This window comes from Streptomyces sp. NPDC050422, assembly GCF_044458665.1.
Lineage (GTDB): Bacteria > Actinomycetota > Actinomycetes > Streptomycetales > Streptomycetaceae > Streptomyces.
In genome coordinates this window covers 54,209-73,986 of record NZ_JBITIE010000030.1, presented here as the reverse complement: position 1 = coordinate 73,986, position 19,778 = coordinate 54,209, and the positions used below count along the sequence as shown (strand labels likewise).

Sequence of the window (19,778 nt, the reverse complement as noted above, 5' to 3'; positions counted from 1 at the left end):
CTCATGTTGCTCTTCTTGCTCACTACCTGTGACTGCTTCCTCCGGGACCATCCGTCCCAGTATCAAGCTGTCCGGCCCGCAGGGGGAACCTCAGATCCTCTACGGCAGTGATGCCGAGGTTGCCGCTGCCGGCATCAGCGCGCGCGACACGATCGCTATGGACTTCTACCGCATCCCTCATGTGGACCGTGCCCCGTCCTGCGACGTGCAGGCATGTGCTGAATTGCCGGAGTACCGGGTGACCAAGCGCCAAGGGTTCTTCAAACGGCCGAAGCAGTACTTCGGCTGCCCTGAGCATCTGGACACGTGTCGCGCAGCCATGGCCTTCGGGCACAGTGGCGACCCTGCATAGCGGTGTCTGAGACTGCCGAATGTGAAGCCGGTGGGCCATGCGGAGCTCGGTGACCGCATAGCCATAGCCCACGCCAGCTCGGGATGACCGCGTGGTTCACGGGCCCGCAGGGTGGAAGCGACGGGCGGAATGACGTCTTCCGGTGAATACACGGGGAAGAATCAGTTCAGCGAACTGAAACCCATCGTTAGTCCGCAGGTCAACGCCCCAAACGAGGCGAAGAGGATCACTCTCTTCTAAGCGCTTGGCCGCAGGTTCGAGTCCTGCCGGGGGCGCACAGTCGCATGATCGTGGGGCCCTCCGACCGGGAGGGCCTTCTTCGTGGGTCCGAGGCACGCTAGCGAGCGGTGCGTAGTGACGGCATAAGGGCGCCGCACGCCTGCCGCCGACCCGCCGCCGCCCCGCCTGCGGCGGGTCGCGACCCCGTCGCGGCACGGATCCCCGTCGGCCGCAGCGCCGCCATTGACCGCACACCCACCAGCCGTCTAGCTTTCGACGAGCCGGATTGAAACCTTTCAGCCGCCCCCTCGGCCAGACCTTCAGCCGGTCTGCCCCGCGCCCTCGTACCGGCGCACCCACCTGCCCGGGAGTCCCGATCATGCAGCGCGTCTGCTTCCTGCTGAACGTACGCAAGGACCGCATCGACGAGTACCGCGAGCGTCACGCCGCTGTCTGGCCGGACATGCTCGCCGCGCTCTCCGGGGCGGGCTGGCGCAACTACTCGCTCTTCCTGCGTGCGGACGGACTGCTCGTCGGCTACCTGGAGACCGAGGACTTCGACGCGGCCCGTGAGGCGATGGCCGCGACCGAGGTCAACGAGCGGTGGCAGCGTGACATGGCGGGCTTCTTCGAGCAGTCGCAGGCGGCGGACGAGGCGATGGTGCCGCTCACCGAGGTCTTCCACCTGGCCTGATACGCGGCCGGCGCACGGTCAGCCCGCAGCCGCCAGCAGGACGAACGCGGCCAGCGAGAGCGCGGTACGCAAGCGGTGGAGGGTGTTCCAGCGGGCTTCGAACGCGGTACGGGCCGCGCCGTCGTCGCCGCCCTCGGACTCGGCCAGCGCCTTGTTCAGCGGGATGTTGCCGGCGATCGTCACAAGGTGGGAGACGACGGCGCACGCCACCGCCACGGCCACCAGTGGCCACCGGCCGTCGCCGTACTCGGTGAACACCGCGACCGCCGGGAAGGCGATCACGCCGAGGAAGAGCACGAGGAAGACGGGCCCGGGGACCTTCTCGTTGAAGCGGCGCATCGCCGCGGTGAAGCCTTCGTCGGGAAGTGCGGCCAGTCCGGTCATGATCGCGACGAGGAACGTCAGCATGAAGCCGGCGTAGAGGCCGGTCGTGATCACGGCGAGAGTCAGGAACGTGGAGCCCATGCGCTCATCATGGCGCGGCAGGAGCGGCCGTACAGCCTGAATTCGCCAGGCTGTACGGCCATCGCCCGCAGCGGCGCGGTGGGCCGGTCAGTTCATCTCGCCCTCGCCCGCGCCCGTTCCGGTGTCGGCACGGCCGTCCTTGAGGCGGTTCGCCTCACCGATGGCGGTGGCCAGCTTGGCCACCGAGTCGTCCTCGGTCTTCCGGGCCAGTTCGTCGGCCCTGGTGGCGAGTTCGCCCAGTCCGGGCGCGCCCGGGAGTGCACCGCCCCGCAGGCTGTCGGCGAAATATGCGGCTGCGGCCGTCACTTGGAGCCGGGTGCTGCTGCCGCCCCACAGCCGGCCGTCGATCGCGCCGGTCTCGACCGAACCCGTCTCCTCGTGCGCGTCCCGGGTCTTGGGGTCCAGCCAGCGCACGGTCGCGGTGGCGACATGGCCGGAGGCGCCGTCCCGCAGGCGTACGGCGTAGAGCGCCGTCACCGTGTGGCCGGGGCCGATCTCGCCGCCGTCCACGCTGTCGTTGCGGAAGTCGTCGTCGGCGACCTTGCGGTCCTCGTAGCCGATCAGTTTGAACTTCTCCACGGTCTTCGGGTCGAAGGCGACCTGTGCCTTCGCGTCGCGCGCCGTCAGTTCGATGTGGGCGGGCAACTGGTCGACGAAGACCTTGCGGGCCTGCTCCTCGTCGGCGATGTACGTGGTGTGGCCGTCGCCCTTGTTGGTGAGCTGTTCCATGAAGGCGTCGCCGTAGTCGCTGCCCACACCGACCCCGAAGAGGGTGATGCCGTAGTCGCGGCGGGCGGAGTCGATCCGTTCGAGGATCGCCTCGGCGTCGGTCTCGCCGGTGTTGGCGAGCGCGTCGGAGAGCAGGACGACGCGGTTGTTGGCACCCTTGCGGTGGCCGTCGACGGCTTCCTCGTAACCCCGCCGGACGCCCGCCCCCACGTTGGTGGAGTCGGCGGGTTCCATGGAGTCGACGGCGTCGTGGATCTTCTCGCGGTGGTCCTTCAGCCGCGTCATCGGCAGGACGGTCTCCGCCTCGTCGCTGAAGGTGACCAGGGAGACCGAGTCGTCGTCGCGCAGCTCGTCGGTGAGGATGCCGAGCGAGGTCTTCACGAGTCCGAGGCGGTCGGACGAGGACATCGAGCCGGAGATGTCGACGACGAACGTGAGGGCGGCGGGCGGCCGTTCGGCGCCGCTGGGCGCGGCCTTGGTGGCCAGGCCGACCCGCACCAGCGACCAGTCGCCGCCCTCGGAACCGGCCCGCGCCCCGTCCACGGAGACGGTGAAGCCGTTGCCGGCCGGGCGGTGGTAGCCCTGGCGGAAGCTGTTGACGAACTCCTCCGGCCGTACGGTCTCCGGGCCCGGCAGCCTGCCGTCGGCGAGGGTGCGGCGCGCGTATCCGTACGAGGCGGTGTCCACGTCCAGCGCGAAGGTGGACAGGTAGTCGGGTGCGGCGGACTCCCTCAGCCGGTCCGTCTTCTCCGCACCGTCAGCCGGCTTCGCCGCTTCCGCGGCCGCCCCGCCCGTGGAGGCGGCCCCACCGGTGGCGGCCGGTGCGGGACCGGCCGCCCGTTTGCCGCTGTCGGCGGTACTCGTGTGGCTCGTGCCGCCGCCCGAGCAGCCGGTGAGGAGTACTCCCCCTGCGAGGAACAGCCCCACTGTTCCTCGGTACGTCCGTGTCCTGCGTCCCATCCTTCGGCCCCCCAGTGTCGTCGCCACCATGTGTGAATGTGACGTGCGAGCGGGGGCGCCGGAGCCGTCGAAGACGTTGCGGAACGATCTCGATGCGGCAACGACGGACGGTGATCCGGCGGAATGTCAAGGTCAGGACACGATGTCCTTACGACTGAACCCCCGGAAGGCGAAGGCGAACAGGATCAGGGCATACGTCACCGAGATGGCCGCGCCCTTCGCCATGCCGGCCCACTCCAGATCGGGCTGGAGCGCGTCGGCCCACGCGAACTGCCAGTGGGCGGGCAGGAAGTCGCGCCAGGAGCCGAGCGCGGTGACCGCGTCCAGCACATTGCCGACAATCGTCAGCCCGACCGCGCCGCCGACCGCGCCGAGCGGGGCGTCCGTCTTCGTCGACAGCCAGAACGCCAGCCCTGCGGTGACGAGTTGGGACACGAAGATGAAGGCGACGACGAGCGCGATCCTGGGCACGGTGTCCCCGGTCGCGAGCGCACCGCCGGTGGGCAGTTCGAGCGGTCCCCAGCCGTACGCGGCGGCTCCCGCGGCCAGCGCCACGAGCGGCAGCAGCACCATCGCGGCGAGGCTGAAGCCGAGCGCCACGACGAGCTTGCTCCACAGCAGCCTGGCCCGGGGCACGGGCGCCGCCAGCAGGTAGCGCAGGGAGGACCAACTGGCCTCGGAGGCCACGGTGTCGCCGCAGAACAGCGCGACCGGGACCACCAGCAGGAAACCGGCCGAGACGAACAGACACGTCGCCGCGAAGTTCGCGGCGGACGCGGTCGCGGTGTCCATCAGGGTCAGCCGCTCGCCTCCCCCGGGCCCGCCGCCCGGGGTGCCGCCGATCGCGAAGGCGATGATCAGGATGAACGGCAGCGCGCCCAGCACCCCGCCCATGAGCAGGGTGCGCCGCCTGCGCAGCTGGCGTACCGCCTCGACGCGCAGCGGAAGGGTGCGCCGGGCGCGGTATCCCGGCGCCTCGGGGGCCTCGGCGACTTCGGCTGCGGTACTCGCTGCGGCACTCATGCGGAGCCTCCGGAGATCAGGGTGAGGAACGCGTCCTCCAGGCGGCGGTGCGGTCCCACACCGGTCAACGGCACGTCCAGGCGGACCAGTTCGGTGACGAGCTGCGGTGAGGTGGCGCCGTCGAGCCGGACGAGCAGCCCGTGCGCGTCATCGGTACGGACGGCGGAGCCGATCCCCGCCAGCGCGGCGATCTTGTCGACGAGCGGTTCGGTGATCTCCTCGGCGGAGGTGACCAGAACCATGTCCCCGGAGCCGGTGATCTCGGCGACGGGTCCGGCCTGGACGAGCCGGCCGCGGTCCATGACCACCAGGTGGGTGCAGGACTGCTCGACCTCGGACAGGAGGTGGCTGGAGACGATGACGGTACGGCCGCCGGCCGCGTAACGGATCATGACGTCCCGCATCTCGCGGATCTGGGGCGGGTCGAGCCCGTTGGTCGGCTCGTCGAGGATGAGGAGGTCCGGCATCCCGAGCATGGCCTGGGCGATGGCGAGGCGTTGCCGCATGCCCTGCGAGTACGTACGCACAGCCCTGGCAAGTGCGTCGCCGAGGCCGGCGATCTCCAGGGCCTCCTCGATGTGCGAGTCCTCGGCGGGGCGTCCGGTGGCCTGCCAGTACAGCTCAAGGTTGGCGCGGCCGGACAGGTGCGGGAGGAAGCCGGCGCCTTCGACGAAGGACCCGACGCGTGACAGCACGGGCGCGCCGGGCCGGATGGCCCGTCCGAAGACGCGGATCTCGCCGTCGTCGGGCGTGATGAGCCCCATGAGCATGCGCAGCGTGGTGGTCTTCCCGGCACCGTTCGGCCCGAGGAGCCCGAGCACCTGCCCCTTCTCGACACGGAACGACAGCTCCTTGACCGCGTACCGGTCGGCGGACTTGGCGTACTTCTTCGACAGGCCGGTGATCTGCAGCGGTACGTCGGTGAGTGCGGGATCCGGGGCGGGGGTGGCGGTACGGCGCCGCATGGTCAGCAGCAGGGCCGCCGCGATCACCACGGCGGCGGCCGGGAGCCCCCAGGTCCACCAGGGGAGGGAGGCCGCGGCGGTCTTGAGACCGGGTGCGGTGGGCAGGGTGAGCGGGCCGTCGAGGGAGACGGTGTACGTGGTCGGCGCGGCCGGGGACGCGTAGCCGAGGTCGGTGGCGGCCAGCACGAGCCGGAGGCGGTGTCCGGAGTCGAGTTCGTGGTCGACGGCGGGCAGCGTCAGCTCCACCGGCTTGCCCTGCTGCTCGGGGGTGATCCGGTAGGGGGTGACGAGCTGGGAGGGGAGCACCTGCTGCTTCCCGTCCGGCGACACGTCGTACACCTTGCCGAACAGCACCGCGTCGCCCTGTCCCGCCTTCACGTTCACGCGGACGGTCGGTGAGCCGGTGATGCGCCGCGAGGCCGTGAGGGGGGCGGAGTCGAAGCGGGCGTACTGCCCGGGGAAGTCGATGGCGAGGCCGACGCCGAGCGTGGACAGCTGGGCGAGGCCGCCGCCGACGCCCGGGACGGCGGAGATGGCGGGCGGGTTGGCTCCGGCGGGGTTGCTGAACCTCTGCTCGCCGCCCCGCAGTTCCACGCTCTCCGGGCCGCTGAGCAGTCCGGGGTAGGTGTCGCTGCTCGCGCCCCGGGTGAGGGCGGCCCCGTCGGTGGAGTCGATGCCACCGGTGCGGGTGACGCGGAAGGCGGGCCCGGTGGCGGCGCCCTCGTCCTGCTTCAGATAGCGGTCGAACCAGTCCCCGACCCGCTTCTGCACCCGGCCGGTCTCCATGTCGCCGCCGTCGTGCCCGCCGGCGATCCAGTCGACGGAGACGGGTGCGCCGTTGGCCTTGATGGCCTTGGCCATGGCATCGGCCTGGCCGAGCGGGAACAGGGAGTCGGTCTGCCCCTGCACGATGAGCGCGGGGACCTTGATGCGGTCGGCGACGGCGCTCGGGGACCGTTCGGTGAGCAGGGCGCGCGCGGCGGCGTCCGGCTTCCCGCTGACGGCGACCCGCTCGTACATGTCACAGAGCTGCTTCTCGAAGTTCCCGCAGCCGCCGCCGGTGGTGACGAAGATGCCGGCCCAGAGCTTCTTGAACACCCCGTCGGGGAAGAGGGCGTCGGCGAGGTTCCAGTAGGTGATCTCCGGGGCGATGGCGTCGACGCGCCGGTCGTACCCGGCGGCGAGGAGGGAGACGGCGCCGCCGTAGGAGGCGCCGGTGATCCCGACGCGGGGGTCGCCCTTGCCGTCGAGCAGCACCTCGGGGCGGCCGGCGAGCCAGTCGATCAGCCGGGAGACGTCCTTGACCTCGCGGTCGGGCGCGTTGAGCGAGATCTTGCCGCCGGACCTGCCGAAGCCGCGCGCGGACCAGGTCATGACGGCGTACCCGTCGGCGGCCAACTGCTCGGCCTGCGCCCGCGTCTCGGCCTTGCTGCCGCCGAACCCGTGGCCGATGAGCACGGCGGGCCGGCGCTGTGTGCCGCCGGTGGTGAAGTACGAGGTGTCGACGGACACCCCGTCGACGCGCATCATCCGGTCCTGCCGGTGGACGGCCGGCGCGCTGTCGTCGGCCACGGCGGTCCAGGTGCCCGCACCGGCGAGCACGACGAGCGCGGCGATGCCCGCGGCCCACCGGCCACGGGCGCGGGGCAGCAGGCGCCGCCACCGGGACGTACGCGCAATAGGGGTCTCCATGATGTCGAGCCTAAGCGGGCCGCCGCCCCGCCTGCGCTGCCGTCAGGCGGAGGCACTCAGCATCCTCAAGGCGTACGGCGCTCCCCCGGTGTACTCCGCTCGCGGTATGCCCACCTCGCGGCCGGGCCCGGTCGGCGAAAAGCTCTCCAGGGACAACCTGCCAGAAATCGGGCGCGTGCCGTACGGAAGCTCCCCTTACGATGCGGCGGGGGCTGGGCGCCTCGGGAGGAGCACTGTCTCAGCCCTTGAGGGTGGACATGAGGTCGCGCATGTCGCTGATCATGGCGGCCTTGTGGGGGCCCAGATCCGGCAGTTCCTCGCCGTCATCGGGTGCCTGCCCGTTGTCCTCCCAGACGTGGGAGGCGGAGAGTGCCAGCGAGAGCACAGCCCCGCCGTGCAGCACCCGCAGCTCCCGCTCCCCGCCGTCCAGTGACAGCAGGTACGCCTTGTCGCCGAGCCCCGGCACGGCTTCCACCTCCGTTTCCGGATCCACGCCGAGCTCGGTCGCGGTCCGTCCCGCCTCGAACTCGACGCGCGGGTCGGTCTTCTTGTGCAGCGCGACCTTGACCGTGACGGTGTAGTTGATGGACCAGCCCTTGCCCGACCGCTGCTGTTCATTCCCGGTACGGAGAGGGATATAGCACTGAACCTGGTCAAGAGCGTCATGCCGGAGCGCCCCCGTTTCGAACTCGCTCTCAGGCTGTCTCGGCGCGATTGCCGCCCCGATCGACTTCAGCCCCACAGCCCCGCAGGGGTCTTCGCCCAACCGGTACCCGTACATGTCGGGCGCCCCGTCACGCGATCCGTCCGCGAACAGCACCGCCCCCCACACAGCCGACGCCACCACGGCCCCGCCGAGCGCCCACAGCCACCGGGCCCGTGGTCTCGGAGCTCTCGGCGGGCGCCGGCCTTCCGGCCGCGCACGGGAATGGTCCAGCACTTCACGTGTGGCGGACGCGTCGAACTCGCCCGCCATCTCCGGCTCGGAAATCATTCTGCTCCCCCTCGGTCGCCCGCCGCACCCCGCACCTCAGCACCATGATCCAACAATGGCCGCCCGGGCGGGGCAGTTCGCGCGAGCTTCCCCATCAGGTCAGCCCGGTGAGCTCGGGCGGCAGCACCGGCGGATTGCCCTGGGTCCAGGTGATGTGCAGGTCCGCGCGGTGCAGTCGCCAGCCGTCCGCGGTCCGCACCAACTCGTTGTCCGTACGGCCCCCGGAAAGGAACAGACCCCCGTCACCGGCGAGCACATGGGTGCTGAGCTGGTTTCCGCGCAGAGTGGCGCGGTCGCCGTCCACCTCGATGACGTAGTTCGAACCGAAGTGCACGGTGCCGTCGAAGAGGCTCATCGCGGTACGCACGTTCTCCAGGACGGCATCGCGTCCTCGTACCCTGCCCGCGGGCGTCGCGGTGCCGGCCCGCTCGGTGAAGAACGAGGCGACCCACCGCTGGTCGAACGCGCGGTCGTCCAACGACCGCAGGTAGCGGTCGAACAGGTCGGTGATCTCGGCCCGGTCGACCAAGGTCCGGAGCTCGGTGCGCAGTGTCTGGCTGTCCATAGGGGCGACCGTCTCTCCTCAACTGCGGTTGAGGTCAAGGCTGTCTCGTCCCAACGGACAGGGAGCGTCGAAGCCCTGCACCACACCTGACGGCCTATCATCGACGTCATGTCCGCTCTGGATCTCATCCGCATCGTTTCCCGCGACTCGCCCATGGCCCTCGCCCAGGTGGAGCGGGTCCGCACCGAACTGGCCGCGCTCCACCCCGGCATCCGCACCGAAGTCATCCCGGTGAAGACGACCGGCGACAAGTGGATGGGGGACCTCAGCGCGGTCGAGGGCAAGGGCGCGTTCACCAAGGAAGTCGACCAGGCGCTGCTCGCCGGCGACGCCGACCTCGCTGTGCACTGCGTCAAGGACATCCCCGCCGACCGGCCCCTGCCCGCCGGGACCGCCTTCGCGGCGTTCCTCAAGCGCGACGACATCCGGGACGCCCTCATCCACCCGGCCGGGGCCTCCCTCGACCAGCTCCCGCCCGGCACCCGGATCGGTACGTCATCGGTGCGGCGGATCGCCCAACTGGCCGCGTCGCACCCGCACCTGGACTGCGTTCCGATGCGTGGCAACGCGAACCGCCGCATGGAGAAGCTCGCCGCCGGGGAGGCCGACGCACTGCTCCTGGCCGTCTCCGGCCTGGAGCGCATCGACCGCACCGACGTGATCACAGAGGTTCTGTCGCCGGAGGTCATGTGCCCGCCGGTCGGCGCGGGAGTGCTGGCCCTCCAGTGCCGCGAAGGTGACGCCGAACTCATCGACCTGGTGAGCGCACTCGGCGACCCCGCCACGCACCGCGAGACCACCGCCGAGCGGATGTTCCTCCACGTCCTGCAGGGACACTGCAACTCTCCCATCGCCGGATACGCGCAGGTCGAGGGCAACGGCGAACTCTCGCTCCGGGCCCAGGTCTTCACACCCGACGGCAAGACGGTCCTCAATGCCCACGAGTGGGCCGGCCGCCTCGACCCGGCCACCCTCGGCACCTCCGTAGCCGTCGCCCTCCTGCGTCAGGGCGCGCGCGAACTGATCGACGGCATCGCTCACTGAGCGCTCGGAGCAGGCGCACCCTTCACCCCGTTCCGGGGGTCGCCGCCGGTGCCGTTCTCCGGCGGGAGCCCGGTCGCCTACTCTGCCCTGCCCGCCCTCGCCAGTTCGTGGATCGTCGGACCAGCGGGGTGACGTCGCGGATCGCCGCTGTTCGCTCGTCCGCGTACCGCCTCCCCCACGAGTCCCAGCTGGAGGGAGCGGTACGGAAGCCGGTTCGGGTGCAAGTCGCCCTCGGGATCCCACTGGACGCGGGCCGGGGCGTGGCAGTGCAGCCTCGGCACACCATTGTGGGAAGCTCACGTCCACCACGCCCGAAGGCTGTCCGGGCACACCAAGTACCGTCTGCTGCAGGCGTGTTGGAATACCACTATGGTCACTCCCGCTGACGGAACCACGCGCCTGAGCCCGCACGATTCCACGTATCTCCTGCGTGCCGAGATCGAGCGGATGAGAGTCGAGGCGACGCGCCAGCGAAAACTCGCCCACCGCCGGGCCGAGTTCTGGGCCAAGACGGACATCGCCCTCGGATTCCCCGCAGCCCTGCTCGCGGGCACGGCAGGAGCGGCAGGACTGGCCTCGGCGGACGTGCGCGTTCCCGCCGCGCTCGCCGCGCTGGCCTCGGCCGGGTTCGCTGCGGGAGCGGGCTTCCTGCGCAGCGACACCAGGCGCCGCGCCAACAAACGCGCCAGGCACGCATGGGCCTCGGTCGAGGCCAGGGCCATGGTGGCACTGGCCCAGGAACACGTGACCCACGAGGACCTTGGCCACCTGCTGGAATGCCGCCAGGCTGCGATGGCGGCCTACGACGGCGAGGGGCCCCAGCCTGGGGCGTCGTGACCCTCAGCTGCCCGTCGCGGGTGGTCCATGAACGGCTGGCCCCGGCCTCGAATCTGCCGGCGCCGGAGCGGTGTCAGTCGGTGCTGAAGCTGGACAGTGACGCGGCCGGGTAGCGGCTGCCCGCCGAGCCATGGGGAAGGATCTCAGCAATGAGGTCGAGATCGGCAGCGGAGAGCTGGACGTTGATCGCGCCGGCGTCTTCTTCCAGGCGCTCGGTGCTACGGGTACCGGGAATGGGCGCGACATCCTCGCCCTGGGCAAGCAGCCAGGCCAGCGCAGGCTGGGCGGTGGCGATACCCCTGGCGTCCACCAGACTCCTGAGCTGCTCAGTAGCGCGCAGGTTGTACGTGTAGTTCTCACCCTGCCAGCGCTCGTCATGCCTGCGCATGTCGTCCGCAGGGTACTCGTCGGCCGGCTTGACCCGGCCGGTAAGGAATCCGCGACCGAGCGGAGAGTAGGGCACCAGGCCGATACCGAGCTCGCGCAGGACGGGAAGGGTCCTTTTCTCCACCTCCCGCTCGAAGAGCGAGTACTCGTACCGGAGCACGGAGACCGGGGTGACGGCATGGGCGCGGCGGATGTACTTCGGGCCTACGTTGCTCAGGCCGAAGTACTTCACCTTGCCCTCGGCGATCAGTTCGCCGACTGCGCCCGCGACCTCCTCGACCGGAACGGCGGGGTCGGAGATGTGCTGGTAAAAGACGTCGATGTAGTCGCTCCGCAGGGTGGCGCAGGCTGTTCTCGGCAACCTTGCGGGTGTTCTCCGGGCGGCGGTCGAAGCCGGAGCCGAGGGGCTGGGAGGTCATGTCGAAGCCGAACTTGGTGGCGAGGACCGCCTCGTCACGGAAGCCTCTGACAGCCTCGTCCAGGAGGATCTCGTTACTGCCGGCGCCGGCGCCGTACAGCTCGGCGGTATCGAAGAAGTCGATCCCGAGTTCCTGGGCGCGACGGATGGTCGCCGTCGGACTGCTGGGGCACATAGGGAACAGGCCGCGGAAGTCACGGTCGACTCGGCGCAGCCAGCACTGCTCGGAGGCGTAGCCGAGCAGCGCTGACATCACGGCGAGCGTGAGCAGTTCCGCGTCACTGAGCGTGGACATGATCCCGACCTTCGGACGCCAGGGGACCAGCCATGGCGAAGCCTTCAGCTCCTCGTCAATCCGGGCATAGAGTGCTGATGCGAGGGTGTTCACGTCGTTCGTCACACATCGGCAGTGGACGCCCCCTGACAGCGCCCGCTCGGCCCATTTCCACGGCGGTGCACGCAGCGAGCGGAACGCAAGACATCAAAGTTCAGGTCCGCCAACTTATACTTCTGCGTACCGCTTTTGGACGTCAGCGGTCAGTCGCTCACTTCCTCGCTCGACGGTGCGGTTTTCGGCATTCCGTACGGAGGGGGAGGGCATGCGGGGCGCATTACTCGCGGGGCGCTACCGCCTTGGTGAATCCATCGGTTCCGGAGGCATGGGCACCGTGTGGCGTGCCACGGACACCTACCGCCAGCGTGGTGTCGCGGTGAAGACGCTGACCGGCCTGGCTGAGGGCATGACCTCGGAGACCGCTGGCAGATTCCGCCGCGAGGTCCAGGTTGCCTCCCGGCTGCACCACCCGCACATCGTGGAGATGCACGATGCCGGCGAGGCGGTCGTGGACGGGCGTCCGGTGCTATACCTGGTCATGGAGGAGATTCCCGGAGAGCCACTGAGCCGCGTGCTCGACGTGCGAAGGCCCTCGCTGGCCGAGATCGCCCGGTGGGGCGGTGAGATCTGCGACGCACTCGCTGCCATGCATGGCGAAGGAGTCGTGCACCGGGACCTGAAGCCGGCGAACGTGATGATCGGCCCCGACGGGCATGTGACCGTGCTGGACTTCGGCATAGCGCGGCTCGACGCCACCGGCATCGATCTGACGACTCTCACCCACACTGGCACTGTCCTCGGCACCGTCGCCTTCATGTCTCCGGAACAGGCGAGGGGCGGGGGTGAGGTCGGCGCATCCAGTGACCTCTACTCCCTGGGCTGCCTCCTGTACACCACGCTGGCGGACGAGCCGCCGTTCTCCGAAGGGCCCTGGCCACGCATTCTGCTGCAGCATCTCAACGAGGTTCCCGTCGCCCCTGGCCTGCGCCGCAGTGGACTTCCGCCCGAGTGGGACGCCCTGCTGCTGGAGCTCCTCGCCAAGCAGCCGGAGCACCGGCCGCCGACTGCGCTGGCGGTACGGGAGCGGCTGGCGGCCCTTCCCTTCCCACAGACCACGCCTGCAGAGGTTCTGTCGCGCGTCTCCATCCCGCCCGAGGCCGCATCCGTGACGGTTCTTGGTTCCGGTGCAACCCTTGTCGATCCCAGCGGGGCTGCGACCGCTTCGGCGACGCCGGACGGGTCCGATCCGCAGGAACCAGCGCCGGGCGCAGCGGCCGAGACGTCCGATCTGAGGGCCGCGGATACGGTGACGCACACCGAGGGGCCCCTGCCCGCGGTTCACCCGCCCACCGGGTTGTGGCCCGACGCCCCGGAGCCGATCGCCTCAAAATCGGGGGACGTGATCTCCCCCAGCCTGACCTGGGGGCAGCTCCTGGTCTTCTTTGCTGGTGTCGTGGTGCTTCTTGTTGGGTTGGTGGCGGTCATCCTGACCATGTCGGGACGCGGGGCAGGACAGTCAGTTGGCACCTCCGGCCTGATCGTCGTAGGTGGCTTCGTCGCCCTCGTTCTGTTCGGCATCCTGCACCTCGTGTACGACATATACATCCACGTCTGGCGACCGCGGCGGATCAAGCGGCGTGCCGGTAGTTGGTCGTGGTCGAACGAGCGGGCTAAAGCGGTAGCGGTCGTCGACCGGGCGATGCGGAAGGGCCGCCGGATCGAGGTTTCCTTTGAGCCCGAGGGTGGTGGGTGCGTGACCTACGTCATCGTTCCGAGCCGCTTCGTCTGGGCCGGGCTCGTGGGCTGGACGGAGTCTGGCGAGGAGGTCCTCTTCCCCCATGACCAACTTCTGACGGTCCTGGCCATCCAGGGCAACGGTCGCTGAAGGGCGGGCCTCGACTTCGTGTCGGCACCTGTCCGAAATGTGTGCGCCACCGGCCTGCCGAACTTGCCTCTCCACAACTTTGAGCTAAACCGGATCTCGGCAACACTCCCGGCTTGGCAGACGAGGTGGAGGCGCAGGCCCCAGAAGTATCGGGAGTGCGACGCGCAGTAGCCGTCCGGGGCCCAGCCAGCCAGGTCCGAACGCTTGGCGGTCTCGCGGGAGCAGCCGCAGTCGACCGGCGTGGAGTCGACCAGCCATACCCCGCCGCTCCACAGCAAGGTGTCCCGGGCGCGGATCCGGGTCATGCTGGTGAGCAGGGACGACGCGGCACGCAACCGCTTGCCGTAGCCGGACTACTGGGGCACATAGGGGAACAGGCCGAGGAAGTCACGGAGCCCTTTCCAACCTGCGGCCGAGCACGGCGGGTGGCGCGATCGCCGTGCTTGACTGCTTCAAATGCCGTCGGCGTCCAGCCGCTCCGCGGACTTGAGTAGATACTCGGGCAGTTTTGAACTCGCTGCCAACACCTCGATGCCGATGAGGCGGCCGTGCTCGTCGAAGTCGAGGTTGATCATGCCGTCGACGTCCACCGGATCGCAGGGATACGTGTGCGCGGATCGTACGCGGACCTGGGGTTCGGTGAAGTACACGTACGCTGCGTCCACGGACTTGTCGTAGGTGACGCTGACCTCTGTCACAGTGAGCCCATTTCCAATTCGTTTGGCTAGTTGAGCAGTTGGGCTCACAACGTGGTGAAGGCCCTGGCAGATGAGCTTTCGACCAAGAGAACCGCCGATGCTTCACATGATTGTGTACCCGTCCGGCGCAGACGCGTCCATCTCTTCCCTGCGCTTCCTCCTCAGCAACTGCGGCGACACCGCCGCGCGATCGGCTCTCATTGGCGGCGCCTGAGCGCCGACCGCCAGGCCCTCCTCGCACTCACCCACCTGCGCATGAGGCACACCTACACCCAGCTCGCTGCCTGATTCGGCATAGGGATCACCACCGCGCACCGCTACGCCACCGAGGCCGGTGACCTCCTGACCGTCCTCGCACCGACTCTGGCCAAGCCCGATATCACGGGGTTCGATCAGCGCGTGGATGACGACACTGTCGTCGCTGGTCCGCCCCTTGGCGACCCTGGGGTCCACCCTGATCGGCCAGGACCATGTCGTGGAGCCGAAGTCCGGGGCCAAGGTCGCCGTCGGCGACACCATGACGATCGCCGACGGCAGCTACCACGGCACTGGCCTGGTGATACGCCACCGCTGCCGCAAGGGCGCCCGCATGAAACCTGGAAGGTCTCCTCTGCGCCTGCCGCTGGGAATAGTTCATCCAGAAGCCGGTACGGTTCCGGGCGCAGCGTAAGGCGCCTCCTCCGGCAGCAACCGCACGGCATCCTCGTCCCGGCCCGACCGCACCAGCTCATGGATCTCCCGGGCCAGCGGCGTGACATCGCGGATCGCCACCGTCCACTCGTCCGCGTACCGCCGCGCCGCCTCCCCCGCGAGGCCCAGCTGGAGGGAGCGGTACGGGAGGCGGTTCAGGTGCAGGTCGCGCTCCGGGTCCCACTGGACGCGGGCCGGGGCATGGCGCAGGTTGCGTTGCCAGGTGGCGAGGTCCGGGTGCACGCCCCGTTCGTAGTGCGAGAGTTCGGCGTTCGCGAGTGCCCAGTCGAAGCCCTGGCGGGTGATCTCTACGGCCAGGACCGTCTCCTGGCCCTCCTTCATGGCCCAGCCGCAGCGGTACATCATCCACAGGAAGCTCGGCTTGATCCATGTCAAGCCGTGTTCATAGCCTTGAGGGATGCCCAGGACGGTGATGGCCTGCCACCGCACCGGCAAGATCGACTGAACGGCTTTGCGGCACACCCTTGTAGGAAGCTCACGCCCAACACACCTGAACGCTGTCCGGGCTTGCCAAGTACCGTCTGGCGCACGCATGTTGGATTACCCCTATGGTCAATTCCACTGACGGAGTCACGCACCTGAGCCCGGGCGGTCTCCGGCACCGCCTGCGTGACGAGATCGGGCGGATGAGAGACGAGGCGACGCGCCAGAGGAAACTCGCCCACCGCCGGGCCGAGTTCTGGGCCAAGGCGGACATCGCCCTCGGTTTCCCCGCGGCCCTGCTCGCGGGCACGGCGGGAGCGGCAGGACTGGCCTCCGCGGACGTGCGCGTTCCCGCCGCCCTCGCCGCTCTGGCCTCTGCCGGGTTCGCGGCGGGAGCAGGCTTCCTGCACTGCGACACCAGGCGCCGCGCCAACAAACGCGCCCGGCACGCGTGGGCCTCGGTCGAGGCCAGGGCCATGCTGGCACTGGCCCAGGAGCACGTGCCCTACGAGAACCTTGACGACCTGCTGGAACGCCGCCAGGCTGCGCTGGCGTCCTACGACGGCGAGGATCCCCAGCCTGGGTCATCGTGATCCTCAGCCCTTTGGCCGCCGCACCCGCGTTGAAGAACCCGGAGTGGCGACCAGGCAGGCGGAGCAGAAAAGCGATTCATCTTGCCCCCCGGGGTCGCCGCCGGTGCCGGGTAGGGCCGTTCGTTCGGCAGGAGCCGCCTGCTGCCTCGTCCTGGCCCGCCCGGACCAAGTCATGGACCTCCCGGGCGAGCGGGGTGACATCGCGGACGGCCACCGTCCACTCGTCCGCGTACCGCCGCGACGCCTCCCCCGCGAGGCCGAGCTGCAGGGAGCGGCACCGGTGCAAGGTCAGCAACCGGCGCGGCTCAGCGGGTCCGGTAGCGCGCGTAGATCAGTCCGCTGTCGAAGGCACGTTCCTCGACCAGCTCGAGTTCGAGGCGCACACCGTCGGGAAAGAACCGTTTGCCGCCGCCGACCACGCTCGTGGTGATGAACAGGTGGTACTCGTCCACCAGGCCGGCCGTGATCGCCTGGGCTGCCAGGTTCGGACCGTCCACGGTCAGGTCGTGATCGGCCTCGGCCTTGAACTCGCGCACCGCATCCGGGTCGAAGGTCCGCTCGATCCTGGTCTTTGCGCTGGACACCGACTCCAACGTCGTGGAGTACACGACCTTCTCCGCGGCCTGCCAGTCGCGAGCGTATTGCAGGATGTGCGGCGGCAGGTCGGCCTCGGTGTGCGCGGTCTCCCAGAAGACCATCGTCTCGTACATCCGCCGGCCGTAGAGGTACGTGCCGACGGGACGGAAGACATCGTTGATGAAGGTGTGCACCTCCGGATCCTCCGCCCCAGTGCCCAGGTTTCCGTCCGCCGCCTCGGCGTAGCCGTCGAGCGAGGTGATCATCGAGTAGATGAGCTTTGCCATGGGTCTCCTTCAGGTGGTGTGGGTGGTGTGCTCCGGGGCGGGTGGAAACACCGCGAGCCGGGCATCGGTGACGTTGTCGAAACGGGCGTCCCCTCCACGGATGAGCACGAAATACCTGGAGATCGCGGCCTGATAGACCAGCAACGGCCCAGTCGGTCCGAGATCCTTCGGCACTAGCTGGTGACCGGTCGGCAGACGGGTGTTAAGCGAGGCGAGGTCCGCCGCGCGGGCATCGTCGGCAGCCGACCCCGCAGTTGCCTCCAGGTAGATCGCTTCCGCCCCGCCGACGGGCGCAGCCGTGTCGAAGACGGTGATCGCCACCTCTGGACGTGCTGCGATATTCCGTGAATGCCGGCTGTTTGGCGAGGACACCCACAGAACCCGGTGTTGCCCGTCGGCGGCGAAGAACACCGGGCTGGCCCATGGCCGACCCTCGCCGTCCGCGGTGCCGAGGACGAGGTAGCGATGCTGAGCCAGCAGCCGCGGTACCGATTCCCACATCGTCAGTCCTCCGGTTCGTTGTGACATCAGGGCAATCCTGGAACGCCGGCAACCTCGCCACCAACGGCGGGTTTGCCAACAATCATTCAGCCAGGGTGAACAATGGGGGGATGGAACGGCAGGACATCGAGGTGTTCCTGGCTCTGGCTCAGGAACTGCATTTCACCCGCACCGCAGAGCGGCTGCGGGTCGCGCCTGCCTCGGTCAGCCAAACGATCAAGAAGCTCGAGCGCCGGTTCGGGGCGCAACTGTTCGCCAGAAGCACGCGCCGGGTGGAGCTGACCCCGCTCGGCCGGCAGCTCCTGGACGAGCTCGGCCCGGCCTACGCACAGGTCCAGACGGCGATCGCGCGAGCGATTGCCACCGGCCACGGCACCACAGGTGAGCTCCACCTCGGCTACATGTCCGCCGCCATCGCCCGCCGTGTCCTGCCGTTGGTCGACGCCTTCCACGCCGATACGCCGGGCTGCCGGGTCACCATCCGCGAGACCGCACTGGGCGACCTCTACGGGCCACTGCGCCGCGCCGAAGTCGACCTATCGATCCTGCCGCTGCCCGTTGCCGAACCGGATCTGACAGTCGGGCCTGTGCTGCTGTCCGAAGCCGCGCTGCTTGCCGTCCCCGCCGCCCACCATCTGGCCCGACGCGACCAAGTGACCCCCGAGGACCTGACTCAGGAGACCTTCCTGTTCACCCAGAATCTTCCCGACTACTGGATCGAGCACCACCTGCCACTCACCCGGCCGGCGCCCACGATCACCTGGCTGCCCGGTTTCCAAGAGATGCTCGCCTACGTCACCTCTGGCCACGGCGTGGCCATCGTCGGCGCCCAAACCGAACAGCTCTACCCACGCCCCGGCCTGACCTGCTTACCGATCGCAGACGGCCCCACCTTCGACTACGCCATCGTCTGGCGCACCGGCGGCCTGACCGCTCTCGCATCCGCCTTCCTCCATCACGCCGCCGACGGAAGCGGTTCCTCTAGGGATCGATGGCTCTCTTCTCCTGCTCGGTGATCGAGACATCTCTCACCGAGCAGTCGGAGCGGGAGCGCGATTCATCCCGTCCCGCGGGGTCGCAGCCGTCGCCGGATAGGGCCGTTCGTCCGGCAGCAGCCGGGCCGCCGCCTCCACCTCGCCCGCCCTCGCCAGTTCGTGGATCTCCCGGGCCAGCGGGGTGACATCGCGGATCGCCACCGTCCACTCGTTCACGTACCGCCGCGCCGCCTCCCCCGCGAGGCCCAGCTGGAGGGAGCGGTACGGGAGCCGGTTCAGGTGGAGGTCGCGTTCGGGGTCCCACTGGACGCGGGCCGGGGCCTGGCGCAGGTTGCGTTGCCAGGTGGCGAGGTCCGAGTGCACGCCCCGTTCGTAGTGCGAGAGTTCGGCGTTCGCGAGTGCCCAGTCGAAGCCCTGGCGGGTGATCTCTACGGCCAGGACCGTCTCCTGGCCCTCCTTCATGGCCCAGCCGCAGCGGTACATCATCCACAGGGAGCTCGGCTTGATCCATGTCAAGCCGTGTTCATAGCCCTCAAGCCGCCCAATCAGGGCACTTCGTGACTGCGGATGCGCTCCAGGCTATGGTGCACCGTCCAGGGGCTTTCAGGGGGAATCAAGCATGAGGGAGCTGCGAGGCAGCTACAGGGTGCATTTCGGGCTGACGTTGACGCTCTGCGGGGCCGCTCTGTTGTGTATGACCTCGACCTGGCTGCCCGGTGAGTACACCGTGCCAAAGTGGCTCGTAGTGGGCTTGTTCGTCTCATTTTTCCCGGTCTTCGCCGCTGCGTTCATCCGTGCCTTCACCAGCGGCGCCGCAACCCAACTCCTGGGCCGGGGCAATACCGACCGCTTGATCAGATATGCCCTTCTACTGCCACCAGCCCTCAAGCTCACCTACGCGCTCATCATCTGCCTGGCCGCGCTTGGCATCGCAACCGGAGCCGGAACGGCCGAGGACGCACAAGCAGACGCGTCAGGCTATTTCTACACCTACTGGGACAAAACTGCGGACCCTCAGCACAGTGCCAGGGTGGAGCTCACCAAGCCCGAGTACTACGAGGCCCTGAGGAGCCAACTCCGAATCTTCTGCGCCGTCCCGGCTCTGCTCCATGCGTTCGCCAGCTTCCTCATCCTCACCTCCGCGTCAGCGGCCGTCGCCCGGCCCCGGACGGCTCCGGAGCGTTCGCACGGCTCTCCGGAGCAGCCGCGGCGGCCCTGAATGCCGGAGAAAATCTCGCGAGTTCGGTGAATGCGCAGAATGGGGGGCGCCCCCGGCAGGGTCGCTCGGTGCCCGATTGTGAACACACAAGGCCGAGAAGCGCGAGCGGGCGATATGCATCGCGGGCGTTGAGGCTGCTGGGCCCTGTTCTTCGACACCGGAGAGATCACGGGCACCTGCCGGGGCATCGCTCCGGGGGAGGTCTGGCACCA

General features: G+C 69.1%; 20 protein-coding genes and 5 pseudogenes. 10 read left to right on the top strand and 15 right to left on the bottom strand.

Annotated features, from left to right (window positions below):
• Both ACIBJG_RS35010 and ACIBJG_RS35005 read left to right on the top strand, forming a co-directional pair.
• Positions 1–352: hypothetical protein (locus ACIBJG_RS35010; RefSeq protein ID WP_399313841.1), on the top strand; the 352-nt coding region annotated here is incomplete at its 5' end.
• A gap of 598 nt (positions 353–950) precedes the next feature.
• Positions 951–1,265, top strand: a complete 315-nt coding sequence (locus ACIBJG_RS35005; RefSeq protein ID WP_399313840.1) for an L-rhamnose mutarotase — start codon at positions 951–953, stop codon at positions 1,263–1,265.
• Between the two features lie 18 nt (positions 1,266–1,283).
• Here ACIBJG_RS35005 and ACIBJG_RS35000 read toward each other — a convergent pair whose 3' ends face one another.
• From ACIBJG_RS35000 to ACIBJG_RS34975, 6 genes are all read right to left on the bottom strand, one after another.
• Positions 1,284–1,730, bottom strand: a complete 447-nt coding sequence (locus ACIBJG_RS35000) for a DUF1772 domain-containing protein (RefSeq protein WP_399313838.1) — start codon at positions 1,728–1,730, stop codon at positions 1,284–1,286.
• Positions 1,731–1,817: 87 nt separating this feature from the next.
• Positions 1,818–3,419 carry a von Willebrand factor type A domain-containing protein gene (locus ACIBJG_RS34995; RefSeq protein ID WP_399313836.1) on the bottom strand — a complete coding sequence of 534 codons (1,602 nt, stop codon included), beginning with the start codon at positions 3,417–3,419 and terminating at the stop codon, positions 1,818–1,820.
• 132 nt (positions 3,420–3,551) lie between these two features.
• Positions 3,552–4,442 (bottom strand): ABC transporter permease, encoded by an 891-nt coding sequence (locus ACIBJG_RS34990; RefSeq protein WP_399313835.1) that lies wholly within the window; start codon positions 4,440–4,442, stop codon positions 3,552–3,554.
• Positions 4,439–7,099, bottom strand: coding sequence for an alpha/beta fold hydrolase (locus tag ACIBJG_RS34985; protein ID WP_399313831.1), 2,661 nt, complete (start codon positions 7,097–7,099; stop codon positions 4,439–4,441). The genes ACIBJG_RS34990 and ACIBJG_RS34985 overlap by 4 nt, the downstream gene beginning before the upstream one ends.
• Before the next feature lie 238 nt (positions 7,100–7,337).
• Positions 7,338–8,093: a hypothetical protein gene (locus ACIBJG_RS34980; protein WP_399313829.1), complete on the bottom strand. Its 756-nt coding sequence runs from the start codon at positions 8,091–8,093 to the stop codon at positions 7,338–7,340.
• 94 nt (positions 8,094–8,187) lie between these two features.
• On the bottom strand, positions 8,188–8,658 hold the full coding sequence (locus ACIBJG_RS34975) for a nuclear transport factor 2 family protein (RefSeq protein WP_399313828.1): 471 nt from the start codon (positions 8,656–8,658) through the stop codon (positions 8,188–8,190).
• Between the two features lie 108 nt (positions 8,659–8,766).
• Here ACIBJG_RS34975 and hemC point away from each other — a divergent pair, with 108 nt between their 5' ends.
• Positions 8,767–9,702 (top strand): hydroxymethylbilane synthase, encoded by a 936-nt coding sequence (gene hemC, locus ACIBJG_RS34970; RefSeq protein WP_399313827.1) that lies wholly within the window; start codon positions 8,767–8,769, stop codon positions 9,700–9,702.
• An 89-nt stretch (positions 9,703–9,791) separates the two neighbouring features.
• Here hemC and ACIBJG_RS34965 read toward each other — a convergent pair.
• A pseudogene (locus ACIBJG_RS34965) lies at positions 9,792–9,962 on the bottom strand (DUF4291 family protein); the annotation flags it as partial.
• A gap of 109 nt (positions 9,963–10,071) precedes the next feature.
• On the opposite strand from ACIBJG_RS34965, the gene ACIBJG_RS34960 reads away from it, so the two are divergent.
• Positions 10,072–10,539 (top strand): hypothetical protein, encoded by a 468-nt coding sequence (locus tag ACIBJG_RS34960; protein WP_399313825.1) that lies wholly within the window; start codon positions 10,072–10,074, stop codon positions 10,537–10,539.
• Between the two features lie 73 nt (positions 10,540–10,612).
• On the opposite strand, the pseudogene ACIBJG_RS34955 reads toward ACIBJG_RS34960, so the two are convergent.
• Positions 10,613–11,744: pseudogene (locus tag ACIBJG_RS34955) on the bottom strand (aldo/keto reductase).
• A 199-nt stretch (positions 11,745–11,943) separates the two neighbouring features.
• Between ACIBJG_RS34955 and ACIBJG_RS34950 the strand changes: the two are divergent.
• Positions 11,944–13,563, top strand: a complete 1,620-nt coding sequence (locus tag ACIBJG_RS34950) for a protein kinase (RefSeq protein WP_399313824.1) — start codon at positions 11,944–11,946, stop codon at positions 13,561–13,563.
• Between the two features lie 116 nt (positions 13,564–13,679).
• On the opposite strand, the pseudogene ACIBJG_RS34945 reads toward ACIBJG_RS34950, so the two are convergent.
• Both ACIBJG_RS34945 and ACIBJG_RS34940 read right to left on the bottom strand, forming a co-directional pair.
• Positions 13,680–13,949 (bottom strand): annotated as a pseudogene (locus ACIBJG_RS34945) (IS982 family transposase); the annotation flags it as partial.
• Positions 13,950–14,015: 66 nt separating this feature from the next.
• Complete coding sequence (locus ACIBJG_RS34940; RefSeq protein ID WP_399313822.1) at positions 14,016–14,261, bottom strand: DUF2283 domain-containing protein; 246 nt, start codon at positions 14,259–14,261, stop codon at positions 14,016–14,018.
• 106 nt (positions 14,262–14,367) lie between these two features.
• On the opposite strand from ACIBJG_RS34940, the pseudogene ACIBJG_RS34935 reads away from it, so the two are divergent.
• Positions 14,368–14,627: pseudogene (locus ACIBJG_RS34935) on the top strand (transposase family protein); the annotation flags it as partial.
• Between the two features lie 37 nt (positions 14,628–14,664).
• Positions 14,665–14,931, top strand: coding sequence for a hypothetical protein (locus tag ACIBJG_RS34930; RefSeq protein WP_399313821.1), 267 nt, complete (start codon positions 14,665–14,667; stop codon positions 14,929–14,931).
• Here the strand turns inward: ACIBJG_RS34930 and ACIBJG_RS34925 are convergent.
• Positions 14,895–15,401 carry a DUF4291 domain-containing protein gene (locus tag ACIBJG_RS34925; protein ID WP_399313819.1) on the bottom strand — a complete coding sequence of 169 codons (507 nt, stop codon included), beginning with the start codon at positions 15,399–15,401 and terminating at the stop codon, positions 14,895–14,897. The genes ACIBJG_RS34930 and ACIBJG_RS34925 overlap by 37 nt on opposite strands.
• Positions 15,402–15,520: 119 nt before the next feature.
• Between ACIBJG_RS34925 and ACIBJG_RS34920 the strand changes: the two genes are divergently transcribed.
• Positions 15,521–15,988, top strand: coding sequence for a hypothetical protein (locus ACIBJG_RS34920; RefSeq protein WP_399313818.1), 468 nt, complete (start codon positions 15,521–15,523; stop codon positions 15,986–15,988).
• A gap of 89 nt (positions 15,989–16,077) precedes the next feature.
• Here ACIBJG_RS34920 and ACIBJG_RS34915 read toward each other — a convergent pair.
• The 3 genes and pseudogenes from ACIBJG_RS34915 to ACIBJG_RS34905 form a co-directional block, all read right to left on the bottom strand.
• Positions 16,078–16,295: pseudogene (locus ACIBJG_RS34915) on the bottom strand (DUF4291 family protein); the annotation flags it as partial.
• On the bottom strand, positions 16,294–16,851 hold the full coding sequence (locus tag ACIBJG_RS34910; protein WP_399313817.1) for a dihydrofolate reductase family protein: 558 nt from the start codon (positions 16,849–16,851) through the stop codon (positions 16,294–16,296). The gene ACIBJG_RS34910 and the pseudogene ACIBJG_RS34915, both read right to left, overlap by 2 nt.
• A gap of 9 nt (positions 16,852–16,860) precedes the next feature.
• A complete protein-coding gene (locus tag ACIBJG_RS34905; protein ID WP_399313815.1) occupies positions 16,861–17,379 on the bottom strand; it encodes a pyridoxamine 5'-phosphate oxidase family protein in 519 nt (172 codons plus the stop codon).
• A gap of 83 nt (positions 17,380–17,462) precedes the next feature.
• On the opposite strand from ACIBJG_RS34905, the gene ACIBJG_RS34900 reads away from it, so the two are divergent.
• On the top strand, positions 17,463–18,368 hold the full coding sequence (locus ACIBJG_RS34900) for a LysR family transcriptional regulator (protein WP_399313813.1): 906 nt from the start codon (positions 17,463–17,465) through the stop codon (positions 18,366–18,368).
• Between the two features lie 12 nt (positions 18,369–18,380).
• On the opposite strand, the gene ACIBJG_RS34895 is transcribed toward ACIBJG_RS34900, so the two are convergent.
• On the bottom strand, positions 18,381–18,896 hold the full coding sequence (locus ACIBJG_RS34895) for a DUF4291 domain-containing protein (protein WP_399313851.1): 516 nt from the start codon (positions 18,894–18,896) through the stop codon (positions 18,381–18,383).
• A 70-nt stretch (positions 18,897–18,966) separates the two neighbouring features.
• Between ACIBJG_RS34895 and ACIBJG_RS34890 the strand changes: the two genes are divergently transcribed.
• A complete protein-coding gene (locus ACIBJG_RS34890) occupies positions 18,967–19,566 on the top strand; it encodes a hypothetical protein (RefSeq protein WP_399313812.1) in 600 nt (199 codons plus the stop codon).
• Positions 19,567–19,778 lie beyond the last annotated feature (212 nt).